Raw genomic sequence first — 14,463 nt, forward strand, 5'->3', positions numbered from 1 at the left:
TGGTCTGCACGGAGCCACGGGTGAACCAGCCGCCGTCGGCGAGACGCTCGTGCACGGCCGCGATGTCGTCGACGGTGAACGCCAGGTGCTTCGTTCCCGGCGCCGCGGGGCTGCGCAGCTCGTCCGGTGCCATACCGGGCGAGGTGTACTGCAACAGTTCGATGGTGTGGCCCGGTGCGCCGATGATCGCGGTGGAGATGTCGGCGTCGTCGACACCGGTCACCTGCGCGGCGAACGCGCCTGCGAGGTGACCACGGCGGCGCAACTCGAAGCCCATCACCTCGGTCCAGAAGGTGATCGAACGCTCGATGTCGCTGACGGTGAGGCCGGTGTGATCGACGGACGTGACGGTGAACGACGGTGTCGGGGCGGTCATGAATCCACCGTAGGCACCGGCTCACGGCGCCTCACCACCCAGGCGGTCACGCCGAGGTGGAGGAGCAGGGCGGCGGCCATCATCGCGGCGTAGGTCTGCAGCAGACCGTTGCCGCGTCCGGACTCGTAGTGCTCGGACTTGCCGAACCCGTGCGGACCGAAGGCCCCACCGCCCGGCCGATCGCCGTGGCCACCCGGGTGATCACCGAGTCGCATCCCGCGGTGGTGGGTCAGGAATTCGGTGATCTCTCGGACCATCGGACCGTCGAGCGTTTCCCGGTAGACCCCGATCCCCGCGAGCTGGACCAGTATCGGCACCGCCAGGTAGGCCAGGGGCAGGAAGAACGCCGCCGCCAGGGTGAGGACCTCGGCCGGGTAGAAGTACCGGTCGTGCATGGCAGGCAACAGGTACGGAACGAGCAGCACCGACGCGGTCGCGACGACCATGATCGCTCGCGGGGTGACGTCGGGACGGGCGCGCAGGGTCCATCCGAGAAAGGCCACCCCGATGATCGCGGTGATCCCGATGCCCGCGTAGGCCAGCCAGTCGAGATCTCCCGTGAACGGCAGCAGTTGGTAGATGTTCGCCGCCCCCAGGGTCGTGCTCTTGTACGACCCGACCTGGTTCGTGTACACCGACACCACCGCGCCGACGGGCGCACCCACCAGGAGTGCAGGGATGTCGAGAACGACCATCGCTGCGGGGATCGCGAGCAAGGACCGCCACGGGATCCACCGGCGCAGGACGAGCCACGCGACGAGCGGCAGGATGAACACCGTCTGCAGCTTGAACGCCAGCGCGATCCCGATGAACGCGCACGCCCACCACGGCCGACGCCGGAGCAGGAAGTACACGCCACCGACGACGAACGCCGAGTAGATGCTGTCGGCCTGCCCCCACCAGCCGGAGTTCGCCACCACCGTGGGCAGGAACAGCACGATCGCGAACGCGAGCGTGGGGGCGCCGAACCCCGGATGCCGCTGGGCGACGATGCGATGGACGAACGCGGCGAGGACGACGTCGAAGATCACCGAGATCGCCTTGATGCCGATCAGCGACGGGATGTGGAGGTAGGTGAGCGCAGCAAGGAGATAGAGGTATGGATAGTTGTAGTCGGCGAACCGGTCCCTGAGCGCGAAGATGCCGTCGTGGCTGTCGATGTGGTCGTACCAGGGACGCAGGAACGCGAGGTAGTCCAGCGACTCGCGGTCGACGAAGATCGCCCGCACCCCGACCGCGACGAGCACGATCGCCACCAGCGCGGCCCCGCGGATCAGGACACTGCGGTTGATCGACATGGCACCGATTCTCCTCGGGTACGTACCTGTGAACTTGCTGAAAACGTCTGCAATATCAGACATTTCAGTCCAATGGCCGTGGCATTGGTCACGATGACGGCTTCTGGCGGCACTACACTCGACCCTGGGGCATCGTCGCCGTAGAGTCAGGCTGTTAGCTCGGCTTACTATTCCGGAGCGTACGCGACCTGCGCCCGGCCCTCTCACAGCGAGGCTGCAACGATGACCACACGCGACCCGGCGACCCTGCCGGACATGGCCGTGACCGTCGATCGGACGGCGCCGGCCCCCACGCTCGACGTGGTGATCCCGGTCTACAACGAGGAGACCGATCTCGAACGCTGCGTTCGTCGACTCCAGGAGCATCTCGCGACCTCGACGCCGTACAGCTTCCGCATCACCATCGCCGACAACGCCAGCACCGACGCGACGTTGGCCGTCGCGCGGCGGCTCGCCGAGACCATCGACACCGTCCGGACGGTGCACCTCGACCAGAAGGGGCGGGGTCGCGCGCTCAACGCCGTCTGGCGGGAGAGCGACGCCGAGGTCGTCTGCTACATGGACGTCGATCTGTCGACAGATCTCAACGCCCTCATGCCCCTGGTGGCGCCCCTGCTGTCCGGGCATTCCGACATCGCCATCGGCTCGCGGCTGTCCCGGTCGGCCCGGGTGGTCCGCGGCACCAAACGCGAGTTCATCTCGCGCAGTTACAACCTCATCCTGCGCACCGCGATGCACGCGAAGTTCAGCGATGCGCAGTGCGGCTTCAAGGCCATCCGCACCGACGTCGCCCGCCGGTTGCTGCCGCTCGTCGAGGACACCGGCTGGTTCTTCGACACCGAGATGCTGGTGCTGGCCGAACGCGTCGGCCTACGGATCGCCGAGATCCCCGTCGACTGGGTCGACGACCCCAACAGCAAGGTCGACATCGTCAAGACCGCGACTGCGGACCTGAAGGGGTGCTGGCGCGTGGCGCGCGCCCTGGGCAGCGGTGATCTGCCGATCGCCGAACTGAGGCAGTCCATCGGCCGCGACCCCCTCGAGGGACCCGACGTCACCGGCGTCCCCCGCGGGATGGTCGGCCACCTGGTCCGATTCGCGATCATCGGGGTCGCGTCGACCGTGGCGTTCGCGTTGCTCTTCCTGGCCCTGCACCCGCTGGTGGGTGCGCAGGTCGCGAACTTCCTGGCCCTGCTCGTCACCGCCGTGCTCAACACCTGGGCCAACCGCGCGTTCACCTTCGGTGTCCGCGGCAGCGAGGGGGCGGCCAAGCACCAGATCCAGGGCGTCGCGATCTTCCTGTTCGGCTGGGCCATCTCGGCGGTGGCGCTCTACGTCCTGCACACCGGATATCCCCACGCCGACAAACACATCGATGTCGTTGTGCTCGTCGTCGCCAACCTGGTCGCCACGATCGTGCGGTTCGTGTCGTTGCGCTGGGTGTTCCGCCGCCACCTCGCCGCCGAGACCGTCACCACCGAGACCACGACCGAGACGAGCCGATGACCGCCGTAGCCCCCGCCCCGCCCGCGGAGAGCGAACCCACCGCCGAGACCACACCGGCGACCGATGGCGTCGCGCACCGCATCGCGTTCGTGACGCTCATCGTCGGCACCGCCGTGCTGTACCTGTGGAATCTGGGGATCAACCGCTACGCCAACGACTTCTACGCCGCCGCCGAGCAGGCCGGCTCGCAGTCGTGGAAGGCCTGGTTCTTCGGCGCATCCGACGCCGGCAACTCGATCACGGTGGACAAACCACCCGTGTCGCTGTGGATCTCGGGCATCGCGGTCCGCGTCTTCGGACTGAACTCCTGGTCGATCCTGGTGCCGCAGGCACTGATGGGGGTGGCGTCGGTGGCGCTGGTCTACCTGATCGCACGACGCATCGCGGGACCGAACGCCGGTCTGCTCGCCGGGGTGGTGCTCGCGCTCACCCCGGTGGCCGCGTTGATGTTCCGGTTCAACAACCCCGATGCGCTGCTGGTGTTGCTGCTGCTCGGTGCCGCGTGGGCCACGATCGCCATCCTCGACGACGGCCGGGTGCGCTGGGCCGTGCTCGCCGGTGGTCTCATCGGGATCGCGTTCCTCACCAAGCAGTTGCAGGCGCTGCTGATCGTCCCGGCCATCGGTGTCGTCTACCTGGCCTTCGGCCCGCCCGCGTGGAAGACGCGGATCGTGCACCTGCTCGCCGCGGCCGCCGCGATGGTCGTCGGAGCCGGCTGGTGGGTACTCGCCGTCAGCCTGTGGCCCAAAGACTCCCGCCCCTACATCGGCGGCACCGAACACAACTCGATCATCGAGCTCACCATCGGCTACAACGGCTTCGGCCGCCTCACCGGCAACGAGTCCAGCGGTCTCGGCGGCGGAGCCGGCGGTCCGCGACCCGGCGGCGACGGACCCGCGGGCGCGCTCTTCGGCGGCCAGACCGGCATCCTGCGGATGTTCTCGAACCTCGTCGGCGGACAGGTCGGGTGGCTGATCCCGGCCGCGTTGATCCTGGGTGCTGTCGCGATCGCACTGCGCGGCCGCGCCCCGCGCATCGACCTCGAGCGATCGACGATGGTGTTCGCGTGGTTGTGGTTGCTGTCCAACGGCGTGCTGATGAGCTACATGGCCGGGATCTTCCACCCGTACTACACGCTGGCCCTGGTGCCGCCGATCGCGCTGTTGGTCGGCATCGGCGGAGTGCGGAGCTGGCGGGCCCGCGACACCCTCTGGGTGCGCGGCGCTCTGATCGTCGCGGCCGCGATCACCGGTTACCTCGCCTGGGTGATCCTCGATCGCACCAGCGACTTCCAGGGCTGGCTGCGCTGGGTCGTGGTCGTCCTGACCGTGCTGCTGGTACTCGCCCTGGTGGCGGAGAAGTTCACCACCGGGCGCGTTTTCGGCCGCGCCATCGTCGCGGTCGCCGTGATCGTGGGCCTGGCGGGTCCGACTGCGTACACGATCAACACGGTTGCCACCTCGCGTACCGGCGGTCTGGCCTCGGCCGGTCCGCAGCGCTCGCCGCTCGACGCGTTCGGGAGCGGTCGCGGTGGGCCGGGCGGGATGCCCGGTGGTCCATCGCTGCCCGGGGCGCCGGGACAGTCCTTGCCCCCTGCCGAAAGAGCGGCGGCCGCAACCGCATTGCGGCGGTCGTTCACCGGCGAGCCTCCCCCGCGTGCGGTCACCGATCTCCTCGGACGGGATGCGGCCAACCATCGGTGGGCGGCGGCCGCGGTCAGCGCGCTGTCCGCCTCCGGTTATCAGCTCGCTCTCGAGCGACCCGTGATGCCGGTGGGCGGGTTCTCCGGTGGCGACCCGTCGCCCACGCTGGCCCAATTCCAGCGATATGTCGCCCAGGGCGACATCGGGTGGTTCATCGGCGGCGGCGGATTCATGATGCGCGGCAACGGGACCGCTGCGCAGATCGCGGCGTGGGTTCAGACGAACTACCGCGCGCAGACGATCGACGGCGTGACGATCTACGACCTGCAGGACTCGTCGACCCGGTAGGTCACCGGGTCGGATCGGTCAGGTCTCGCGCTGCTGCGCCTTCAGCTCTCGGAGGCGACGCATCGCCGGAACAGCCGCGGCGAGGGCCTCGCGCTCGGACTGGCTGAGGTCGTCGAGCACGGAGGCGACACTGTCGGCGCCGGTCGCGCGTCGGTGTAGGACGTATTCGCGACCCCGATCGGTCAGCGACACCAGCGACGCACGCCGGTCGTTGGGGTCGCTGCCGCGGCGCACGTGTCCGGATCGTTCGAGTGTGCTGACCAACGCGGTCATCGACGGTTGGGCCACGCCCTCCGACACGGCGAGGTCGGTGATGCGCCGGGGACCTGTCCGGTTGAGCGTCGCGAGCGTCGCCACCGAGGTGAGGCTCATGTCCCGCGGCATCTGACGCACCAACTCGGTCATCAACGCGTAGACCGCCTCGGCGACATCACTGTCCTCGTGTGTGGTCGCCGGGTCGTCGACGGCCGCTGCTGACTCACTCATATCCGACAGCATAGAGCGTCGCCGGGGATTGCATAGAAGTTTTATATAGAGTACCTATGGATAGGTAAGGGATGCCCGCCTTGGGGTGTTCAGCCAGATTCACCAGGAGGAACAGTGGCGCACTCCGACAGTTCCACATCGTTGATGGACTCGTTCCGCCAGCCCAAAGCCGTCTGGGCGGTGGCCTTCGCCTGTGTGATCTCGTTCATGGGCATCGGTCTGGTCGATCCCATCCTTCCGTCGTTGCAGACGCAGCTCGACGCCACGCCCTCGCAGGTCACACTGTTGTTCACCAGCTACCTGGTCGTCACGGCGATCGCGATGCTGGTCACCGGCTGGGTATCGAGCCGGGTCGGCGCCAAACGCACCCTGATCATCGGCCTCGTCCTGATCGTCGCATTCGCCGCGCTCGCGGGCGCCAGCGGCAGCATCAACGAGATCGTCGGGTTCCGCGCCGGCTGGGGACTGGGCAACGCCCTGTTCATCGCGACCTCCCTGGCCGTCATCGTCGGATCGGCCAGCGGCGGGTTCAGCGGCGCCATCATCCTGTACGAGGCCGCGCTCGGAGTCGGCATCGCGACCGGTCCCCTGCTCGGCGGCATCCTCGGCAACATCAGCTGGCGCGGACCGTTCTTCGGGGTCGCGGCACTGATGCTCATCGCCCTGATGGCGACGATCGTGCTCGTCCCGGCCACCCCGACGCCGACCGAGAAGTCCTCGATCATCGAGCCGATCACCGCACTGCGCCACCGCAGCCTCGCGACGACCAGCGTCACCGGCCTGCTCTACAACTGGGGCTTCTTCTCGATCCTCGGCTACGCCCCGTTCCTGATGGGGTTGTCGGCACTGAAGCTCGGCGCGGTCTTCTTCTGCTGGGGCATCCTGGTGGCGATCTTCGCCGTCTTCGGCGCGCCGATGCTCAAGTCCCGCTTCGGTACTCCCCGCACCCTGTACGCCGCACTGTTCGGGATGGCCGTCGTCTGCCTGGTGATCGGCATCTTCTCGGGTGATCGCTGGGCCGTCATCGGCGCGACCATCGTCTCCGGCATCTTCGTCGGCCTGAACAACACCCTGGTGACCACGGCCGTCATGAGCATCGCGCCGGTGCAGCGCTCGGTCGCCTCTGCCACATACGGTTTCGTTCGGTTCATCGGCGGCGGCCTGGCACCGTTCGCGGCCGGCAAGCTCGTCGAGCACTACAACGCGCACGTTCCCTTCGTCATCGCGGCCGTGGCCGTCGCGCTCGCCGCGGTGGTCTTGTCGACCGTCCACGGCGCACTGGTGGCCGCGGACGCCGAGGAGGAGACGGCGCACTCGCACGAGCGTGCCGACGCCGAGGAGGCGGTGCACGAGGTCCCGGCACTCGAAGACGAGGCCGTGCTCGCCGAATCCGCGTTCCGCGACGATCAGAAGTTCGGCCGCCCCGTCGAGACCCGTCGCTGACAGGCGGGTCCGACGACGACCGATGCGAACGCTCGTGGTGACCGACCCCACCGACTGTTGGTCGGGGTCGACGGGTCCGACACCTCGTGGCGCGCCGTGTACTACGCGCTCGGTCGGGCACGCCGGGAGAACAGCACGGTCATCGCGGTCAACGTGATGCCGGTGGCCGTCGCCGGGGTCGGGGCCGGATGTGCCGCTCTGGTCGACGCGGGCAGCGAGATGGGTTCGCAGATCGAGTCACTGGCCCGCGAGTACGACGTCGACGCACGCTTTGAGTCCGTGGTCGGCGATCCCGCGGGAGCCCTGCTGCGGCTCGCATCGGAGTATCAGGCCGACGGAATCGTCGTCGGCGCGAGCAAGGCTCTGGTGCACAAGATCTTCGGCTCGATCGCGAGTCGAGCGGTCCGCCGCAGTCCGTGCCCGGTGACCGTCGTCCCCTGAATCAGTTGCTCAGACCTCACCCAGCCGCGTCTGCATCGTCGCGTGCAGCTCACACATGAACCTCTCGAACTGCTCCAGCATCTCCGGCGAATAGTTCGACATCACCGCGTCGATGCTCACGCCGAGTGGGTCGAAGAACTCGTCGGCCCGGTCGTGCACGCTCTGCTCGCTGCGCAGGGTGACGATGCGTCGATCAGACTGCTCTCGGGTGCGTGAGACGAAGCCTGCCGACTCGAGCCGGTTGAGCAATGAGGTGGTCGCGCCGGAGGTGAGGTGGATGCGTTCGGCAAGCCGGGCCGGCGACAACGGCGCCCCGCCCTGTTCGGCATAGATGATCTGCAGCAACGCTTCTGCGTCGGTGGAGTGCAGTCCCAGCCAGCCGGCGAAGCGACGTCCGAGCTCGGAGAAGTCGGCGCCGTAGGTCTGCAAACTCTCCATGAGCCGCTCTCGCTGTGCAGCACGATCCGCTGACGCGTCGGCCATCGTCGCGCTCACCTCCTCGGCCATCGGGCTTTGACAACCCCGGGTCGCGTAGATACCTTGATGATCAAGCTACTTGATCGAGAAGCATCATTCTCGCACACACACCCCGATTCGGGGCGGACAGGACACCTCATGACATCGGTTTTGATCTCCGGCGCCAGCATCGCCGGACCCGCGCTTGCCTACTGGCTCAATCGGCAGGGCGTCACCACGACCATCGTCGAACGCGCCCCCGAACTGCGCACCGGCGGACAGGCCATCGACCTGCGCGGAGCCGGCCGGGAGGTGGCCCGTCGCATGGGCATCGAGGACGCCGTACGCGCGGCCGGGACCGGCGAGAAGGGCATCGAGTTCGTCGACGCGACCGGGAAGGTCAAGGGCGCGTTCGCGGCCGACGACTTCGCCGACGGCAACGGCCCGACCGCCGAACTCGAGATCCTGCGTGGCGATCTGGCCCGCATCCTGGTCGATGCCGTCGCCGACGACACCGAGTTCGTCTTCGGTGACAGCATCGCCGAGATCGACGACGATGGAGACCAAGTGCACGTCGTCTTCGCGAGCGGGACCCGCAGGACGTTCGACTTTGTCGTGATCTCCGAGGGAATGCGTTCGCGCACCCGACGACTCGTGTTCGACGACGCCGACGCGATCCGCTCGCTCGGGATGTACACGTCGTACTTCACCGTCCCGCGCACCGAGACCGACACCGATTGGGCCGCATGGTGTTCACTTCCCGGGAGTCGGTCACTGTTCCTGCGCCCCGACAGCCACGGGACCAGGCGTGCGGCGTTCTCGTTCATGACCGGCGAGCAGGGCTTCGACGACCTCGACACCGCGGGGCAGAAGCAGCTGCTGCGCGAGCGCTTCTCAGACGTCGGCTGGGAGTTCCCGCGTGTGCTCGACGGCATGGACGAGTCCGACGACTTCTATTTCGAGGGCCTCGGCCAGGTGAAGCTCCCGACGTGGTCGAAGGGGCGGGTCGTGCTGGTCGGCGATTCCGCCTACTGCGCCTCCCCCATCAGCGGCATGGGTACCAGTCTGTCGTTGGTGGGTGCGTACGTGCTGGCCGGTGAATTGACCAGCGGCGACGGGCGATTCGAGCGATATGAGGCGACGATGCGGCCCTACGTTGGCGAGGCGCAGAAGCTCCCGCCGGGCGCCCCGCGGATCGCCAACCCGAAGTCGCGGTTGGGCGTTCGGGTGTTCAATGCGGCTGTCGGTGTCGCGTCGAGCGGCGTTGTGCGGAAGCTGGCGTCACGGTTCACGTCCCCGCCCGCCGAGAAGTTCACTCTGCCCGACCACCCTCACAAGGCACGCGTCTGACCCGCCAGTTGGGCACGTAATCACGCCAGTTGGGCACGTAAGTTCGCCGGTTGGGCACCCACACCCCCGCGTTGGGCCGTCGTTCCCGCCGGTTGGGCCCTAGTTCTCGCGCGTTGGGCCGTCGTTTCCCCGCGTCGGGCCGTCGTCCTCCGCTGTTTTCCCTGACTCGACCGGCGTCGCGGTATCCGGGACGACGGTCCCGCGGATACCACCGACGACCCGCATCACGTGGTAGATCACCAGGGCGGCAACCGCGCCCAACGCGATACCGGCAAAGCTCAGATCGCCGATCGTCCAGGTGAAGTCGGCGATACCGATGACCAACGGGATGGCGGCGGTGAACTGGTTGATGGGCTTGGAGAAGTCGACACGGTTGGTGACCCAGATGTTGACGCCGAGGATCCCGACGAGTCCGTAGAGCGCCGTGGTGACGCCACCGAGGACACCCGGCGGAATGGAGGCGATGACGGCGCCGACCTTGGGCGACAACCCGAGCAGCACCGCAGCGACACCCGCGACCCAGTACGCCGCCGTCGAGTAGATCTTGGTCGCCGCCATGACGCCGATGTTCTCGGCGTAGGTGGTCGTGGCCGAACCGCCACCACTGCCGGCGAGGATGGTCGCGAGGCCATCGGCGCCGAGCGCACGCCCGATCTGCTTGTCGTAGTTGATGCCGGTCATCGTGTTGATCGACTTCACGTGGCCGATGTTCTCGACCACCAGCACCAACACGACCGGGATGAACAGCGGCAGCACCGAGAAATGCAGTGTGGGCGTCTGGAAGTCGGGGAATCCGATCCAGCTCGCGGCGCCGATGGCGTCGGTCTCCACCTTGCCGCGCGCCAGCGCCAGCAGGTACCCGAGGATCACGCAGACGAAGATGGCGAGGCGACCGAGTAGTCCCTTGAACAGGATCAGGACGGCGATCAGCAGCACGAGGACGACGGTCGCGGTGATCGCGTCCTTCTCGTAGTTCGTCTTGGCGGTCGGGGCGAGGTTGAGCCCGATGACCGCGACGATGGTGCCGGTGATGATCGGCGGCATCAGCGCCTCGATCCACCGGATGCCCGCGAAGTGCACCACCACGCCGATGATCACCAGCAGGATGCCGACCATCACCAGACCACCGAGCGCGGAGCCCTGACCGTCCGACGCCGTCGCCGCCGTGACCGGGGCGATGATCGCGAAGCTCGACCCCAGGTAGCTGGGCAGTCGGTTGCGGGTGATCAGTAGGAACAGGATTGTTCCGATGCCGGAGAACAACAGCGTCGTCGCGGGCGGGAAGCCGGTCAACACGGGCACGAGGAACGTGGCTCCGAACATCGCCACGACGTGCTGCAGGCCGATGCTCACCGTGCGCGGCCACGTCAGTCGCTCGTGGGGCGCGACGACGTCTCCGCTGTCGACCTGCTTCCAACTGAACAACGACGACGACTTCGTGTCGGGCTGGGACACGTCTGGCTGTGACATGCCGATCAGTCTGCGGCATGTGATGGCGGTTCGCGCGGAATGCGAACCTCGGCTTGTCCACAGATCGCCCTGCGTCCACACCCCGTGGCCGAGATCGTGCACGTCGCCGCCGATCCGACCGACCGCAGTCAGACCCGCGTCTTTCACTACGCGCGGAAGGTTCATCGACTCAGGGGGTTCACATGCATGACGACTGCGACATCTGCAACGGACGCGATCACGGCGTCGGCGACACGCTCGCACTCATCGCCGAGGGGCGGTGGCAGGTGACGACGGTGTTCGCCGGCACGACACACGACGAACCCCCATTCGCCTACACCACTGGCCTGACGTCTCACGGCCTTCCCGAACTGCTTCTCTACGGCCTCGGATCGCGCACAGCGGCGAGCGTGCTGAACACGGTCGCGCACCGCATGGTCGACGGCGAGGCCATGCTGGCGGGTACGACTCTCGACCGCGTCCTGGCCCAGGGCTACGAGGTGACACTCGTCGACGTCGACGACGACTCGGACATGTATGCGACGCGCGGTCTCTACGACGAGTTCACGACGCTGCAGGTCGTCTTCCCTGATCGGGATGGCCGCTTTCCCTGGGATGCCGGATACGGCCTGAGCCCGTGCGCGCAACCGGTGAAAGGACACCTCCCTCACGCCAACTCTTGACTCATTCCAGAAAAGTGCGGGATAGTGCTTGAGTGCCCTCGACGACCGATCTCACGGAGATGCTGCGCGGTGCAGATCTGCGTGTGACGCGACCTCGGGTGGCCGTTCTCGATGCCGTGTTCGCCCATCCGCACGCCGACACCGATTCGATCTTCACCACCGTGCGTGCCGATCTCCCCGACGTCTCGAAGCAGGCCGTGTACGACGTACTCGGCGCGCTCACCGTCGCGGGACTCGTCCGCCGGATCCAGCCATCCGGTTCGGTCGCCCGGTACGAGTCGCGTGTCGGCGACAACCACCACCACGTCGTGTGCCGGTCCTGCGGGACCATCGCCGATGTCGACTGCGCCGTCGGCGACGCACCGTGTCTGACCGCGTCGAACCCCGCCGGTTTCTCGATCGACGAGGCAGAGGTCATCTATTGGGGCCTCTGCGACGCCTGCACCCCAGCCCACAATTCGCGATCGCACCCGTGATCGCCAGCCCGAGTTGTCCACCATTGGAAGGAATGTCGTGACTGAAGCCCACGAAACCCGCGAAAAAGAGATGAATCAGGAGCAGCCTGAAGATCACGCGGCCGGTTGTCCCGTCGTCGGCGGGCACCGCAAGTTCCCGGCAGAGGGTGCGAGCAGCCGCGACTGGTGGCCCGAGGCCCTGAACCTGCGCATCCTGCAGAAGAACCCCGCCGTCGCGAACCCGCTCGGCGAGGACTTCGACTACGCCGCCGCGTTCAAGACCCTCGACCTCGCCGAGGTCAAGGCCGACATCACCGGTGTCCTCACCGACTCCAAGGACTGGTGGCCCGCCGACTGGGGCAACTACGGCCCGTTCTTCATCCGCATGGCGTGGCACTCCGCGGGCACCTACCGCGTGCACGACGGTCGCGGTGGCGCCGGCGCAGGCATGCAGCGTTTCGCTCCGCTGAACAGCTGGCCCGACAACGCCAGCCTCGACAAGGCGCGTCGCCTGCTGTGGCCCGTGAAGCAGAAGTACGGCAAGAGCCTGTCGTGGGCCGACCTGATCGTGCTCACCGGCAACGTGGCCCTGGAGTCGATGGGCCTGGAGACCTTCGGTTTCGCCGGCGGTCGCGAGGATCGCTGGGAGCCCGAGGAAGACGTCTACTGGGGTCCCGAGCACACCTGGCTCGGCGATGAGCGCTACACCGGCGACCGCGAGCTCGAGGCACCGCTGGGCGCGGTCCAGATGGGTCTGATCTACGTCAACCCCGAAGGCCCCAACGGCAACCCGGATCCGCAGCTGTCGGCCAACGACATCCGCGAGACCTTCGGCCGCATGGCCATGAACGACCGCGAGACCGCGGCACTGATCGTCGGCGGCCACACCTTCGGCAAGGTGCACGGCGCGGGCGATCCCGAGAAGTACATCGGACCCGAGCCCGAGGGCGCGCCCCTCGAGCAGCAGGGCCTGGGCTGGAAGAACAGCTTCGGCACCGGCAACGCCGAGTACACGATCACCAGCGGCATCGAGGGTGCCTGGACCGCGACCCCGACCACGTGGGACAACACCTACCTCGAGACCCTCTACGGCTACGAGTGGGAGGTCCACAAGGGCCCCGGTGGCGCCAACCAGTGGCGTCCGAAGGACGGTGCGGCAACCGATCTCGTGCCCGACGCACACGTCGAGGGCAAGAAGAACCCGCCCATGATGCTCACCAGCGACGTCGCACTGCGCGTCGACCCGATCTACGAAGAGATCACCCGCGGATGGCTCGCCGATCCGTCGTCGCTGGCCGACGAGTTCGCCCGGGCCTGGTTCAAGCTGCTGCACCGCGACATGGGCCCCGTGGTCCGCTACCTCGGACCCGAGGTCCCGACCGAGGAACTGCTGTGGCAGGACCCGGTTCCCGCGGTCTCCGGTGAGCTCATCGACGGCGAGGACATCGCGAACCTCAAGGCGAAGATCCTCGAGTCGGGTCTGACCGTGTCGCAGCTGGTCAAGACCGCGTGGGCGGCGTCGTCGTCGTTCCGCGGCAGCGACAAGCGCGGTGGCGCCAACGGCGGCCGCATCCGCCTGCAGCCGCAGGCCGGTTGGGAGGTCAACGAGCCCGACGAGTTGGCCCAGGTCATCAAGGGCCTCGAGTCGATCCAGGAGTCGTTCAACTCCGCTGGGGGCAAGCAGGTCTCGTTCGCCGACCTCGTCGTCCTCGGTGGCGCCGCGGCGGTCGAGAAGGCCGCCAAGAACGCCGGCGTCGACATCACCGTGCCGTTCGCGCCGGGTCGTACCGACGCGACGCAGGAGCAGACCGACGTCGAGTCGTTCTCCTACCTCGAGCCCAAGCGCGACGGGTTCCGCAACTTCCTCGGCAAGGGCGACCGCCTGCCGTCGGAGTACCAGCTGGTGGACCGGGCGAACCTGCTCACCCTCAGCGCCCCGGAGCTCACCGTGCTCATCGGTGGTCTGCGCGTGCTCGGAGCGAACTACAAGAACTCCGATCTCGGCGTGTTCACCGACAAGACGGAGACGCTGAGCAACGACTTCTTCGTCAACCTCCTCGACATGGAGACCGTGTGGGAGCCCGTCGGTGACGAGCAGGGCACCTACATCGGCAAGGACCGCAGCACCGGGGAGCAGAAGTACACCGGTAGCCGCAACGACCTGGTGTTCGGGTCGAACTCGCAGCTGCGCGCCATCGCCGAGGTCTACGCGGAGAGCGACTCCAAGGAGAAGTTCGTCCGTGACTTCGTCGCCGCGTGGGACAAGGTCGCGACCGCGGATCGGTTCGATCTGAGCTGATCAGCACCTGATCGAAGCGAACACCCCGTCGACCACCGGTCGGCGGGGTGTTTCGCTGTCGGACGACGGTGATCCGCTCCGGTTGTGCTGATCCGCTCCGGTTGCAACCGGAGCGGATTGACGAAGGTGGAGCGGATCGCCGAGAAGTACCGACTCAGCCGTTGGCGATGCGCTTGGCCGCGGCTGCGACCGCCTTGGTGAACGCGCCACGATCAGGCGCCGTGGTTCCC

13 protein-coding genes are annotated in these 14,463 nt (G+C 67.4%); 8 read left to right on the forward strand and 5 right to left on the reverse strand.

Annotated elements, in window-relative coordinates:
* A partial coding sequence (locus JHC79_RS02770) for a VOC family protein (protein ID WP_296388337.1) occupies nucleotides 1–376 on the reverse strand: 376 nt, incomplete at its 3' end.
* Nucleotides 373–1,674 (reverse strand): glycosyltransferase 87 family protein, encoded by a 1,302-nt coding sequence (locus JHC79_RS02775; RefSeq protein WP_296388338.1) that lies wholly within the window; start codon nucleotides 1,672–1,674, stop codon nucleotides 373–375. The genes JHC79_RS02770 and JHC79_RS02775, both read right to left, overlap by 4 nt.
* Nucleotides 1,675–1,929: 255 nt before the next feature.
* Between JHC79_RS02775 and JHC79_RS02780 the strand changes: the two genes are divergently transcribed.
* Together JHC79_RS02780 and JHC79_RS02785 are read left to right on the forward strand one after the other, a co-directional pair.
* Nucleotides 1,930–3,180, forward strand: coding sequence for a bifunctional glycosyltransferase family 2/GtrA family protein (locus JHC79_RS02780; RefSeq protein ID WP_296388356.1), 1,251 nt, complete (start codon nucleotides 1,930–1,932; stop codon nucleotides 3,178–3,180).
* On the forward strand, nucleotides 3,177–5,171 hold the full coding sequence (locus JHC79_RS02785) for a glycosyltransferase family 39 protein (RefSeq protein ID WP_296388339.1): 1,995 nt from the start codon (nucleotides 3,177–3,179) through the stop codon (nucleotides 5,169–5,171). The genes JHC79_RS02780 and JHC79_RS02785 overlap by 4 nt, the downstream gene beginning before the upstream one ends.
* Nucleotides 5,172–5,189: 18 nt before the next feature.
* Here JHC79_RS02785 and JHC79_RS02790 read toward each other — a convergent pair whose 3' ends face one another.
* Entirely contained in the window at nucleotides 5,190–5,657 is a 468-nt protein-coding gene (locus JHC79_RS02790; protein WP_296388340.1) for a MarR family transcriptional regulator, read from the reverse strand.
* A gap of 144 nt (nucleotides 5,658–5,801) precedes the next feature.
* Between JHC79_RS02790 and JHC79_RS02795 the strand changes: the two genes are divergently transcribed.
* Entirely contained in the window at nucleotides 5,802–7,100 is a 1,299-nt protein-coding gene (locus JHC79_RS02795; protein WP_296388357.1) for an MFS transporter, read from the forward strand.
* Between the two features lie 57 nt (nucleotides 7,101–7,157).
* On the forward strand, nucleotides 7,158–7,541 hold the full coding sequence (locus JHC79_RS02800) for a universal stress protein (RefSeq protein WP_296388341.1): 384 nt from the start codon (nucleotides 7,158–7,160) through the stop codon (nucleotides 7,539–7,541).
* 9 nt (nucleotides 7,542–7,550) lie between these two features.
* On the opposite strand, the gene JHC79_RS02805 is transcribed toward JHC79_RS02800, so the two are convergent.
* Nucleotides 7,551–7,979, reverse strand: coding sequence for a MarR family transcriptional regulator (locus JHC79_RS02805; protein ID WP_296388342.1), 429 nt, complete (start codon nucleotides 7,977–7,979; stop codon nucleotides 7,551–7,553).
* A 177-nt stretch (nucleotides 7,980–8,156) separates the two neighbouring features.
* Between JHC79_RS02805 and JHC79_RS02810 the strand changes: the two genes are divergently transcribed.
* Nucleotides 8,157–9,347: an FAD-dependent monooxygenase gene (locus tag JHC79_RS02810; protein ID WP_296388343.1), complete on the forward strand. Its 1,191-nt coding sequence runs from the start codon at nucleotides 8,157–8,159 to the stop codon at nucleotides 9,345–9,347.
* A gap of 99 nt (nucleotides 9,348–9,446) precedes the next feature.
* Here JHC79_RS02810 and JHC79_RS02815 read toward each other — a convergent pair whose 3' ends face one another.
* On the reverse strand, nucleotides 9,447–10,817 hold the full coding sequence (locus JHC79_RS02815; RefSeq protein WP_296388344.1) for a solute carrier family 23 protein: 1,371 nt from the start codon (nucleotides 10,815–10,817) through the stop codon (nucleotides 9,447–9,449).
* Between the two features lie 182 nt (nucleotides 10,818–10,999).
* On the opposite strand from JHC79_RS02815, the gene JHC79_RS02820 reads away from it, so the two are divergent.
* From JHC79_RS02820 to katG, 3 genes are all read left to right on the forward strand, one after another.
* Nucleotides 11,000–11,479, forward strand: coding sequence for a DUF4262 domain-containing protein (locus tag JHC79_RS02820; protein WP_296388345.1), 480 nt, complete (start codon nucleotides 11,000–11,002; stop codon nucleotides 11,477–11,479).
* Between the two features lie 59 nt (nucleotides 11,480–11,538).
* Nucleotides 11,539–11,955, forward strand: coding sequence for a Fur family transcriptional regulator (locus tag JHC79_RS02825; RefSeq protein WP_296388358.1), 417 nt, complete (start codon nucleotides 11,539–11,541; stop codon nucleotides 11,953–11,955).
* A 70-nt stretch (nucleotides 11,956–12,025) separates the two neighbouring features.
* Nucleotides 12,026–14,233: a catalase/peroxidase HPI gene (katG, locus tag JHC79_RS02830; protein ID WP_296388346.1), complete on the forward strand. Its 2,208-nt coding sequence runs from the start codon at nucleotides 12,026–12,028 to the stop codon at nucleotides 14,231–14,233.
* The last annotated feature ends 230 nt before the right edge of the window (nucleotides 14,234–14,463 follow it).

Origin of the sequence: Williamsia sp., assembly GCF_016462415.1 — a bacterium.
GTDB lineage: Bacteria > Actinomycetota > Actinomycetes > Mycobacteriales > Mycobacteriaceae > Williamsia_A.

Bases quoted from the DNA above. Each gene is read 5' to 3' on its own strand.
- JHC79_RS02820 (WP_296388345.1), top strand. From the start codon at position 11,000: ATGCATGACGACTGCGACATCTGCAACGGACGCGATCACGGCGTCGGC.
- JHC79_RS02795 (WP_296388357.1), top strand. From the start codon at position 5,802: ATGGACTCGTTCCGCCAGCCCAAAGCCGTCTGGGCGGTGGCCTTCGCC.
- JHC79_RS02780 (WP_296388356.1), top strand. From the start codon at position 1,930: ATGGCCGTGACCGTCGATCGGACGGCGCCGGCCCCCACGCTCGACGTG.
- JHC79_RS02790 (WP_296388340.1), bottom strand. From the start codon at position 5,657: ATGAGTGAGTCAGCAGCGGCCGTCGACGACCCGGCGACCACACACGAG.
- JHC79_RS02825 (WP_296388358.1), top strand. From the start codon at position 11,539: ATGCTGCGCGGTGCAGATCTGCGTGTGACGCGACCTCGGGTGGCCGTT.
- JHC79_RS02775 (WP_296388338.1), bottom strand. From the start codon at position 1,674: ATGTCGATCAACCGCAGTGTCCTGATCCGCGGGGCCGCGCTGGTGGCG.
- katG (WP_296388346.1), top strand. From the start codon at position 12,026: ATGAATCAGGAGCAGCCTGAAGATCACGCGGCCGGTTGTCCCGTCGTC.
- JHC79_RS02785 (WP_296388339.1), top strand. From the start codon at position 3,177: ATGACCGCCGTAGCCCCCGCCCCGCCCGCGGAGAGCGAACCCACCGCC.
- JHC79_RS02810 (WP_296388343.1), top strand. From the start codon at position 8,157: ATGACATCGGTTTTGATCTCCGGCGCCAGCATCGCCGGACCCGCGCTT.
- JHC79_RS02805 (WP_296388342.1), bottom strand. From the start codon at position 7,979: ATGGAGAGTTTGCAGACCTACGGCGCCGACTTCTCCGAGCTCGGACGT.
- JHC79_RS02815 (WP_296388344.1), bottom strand. From the start codon at position 10,817: ATGTCACAGCCAGACGTGTCCCAGCCCGACACGAAGTCGTCGTCGTTG.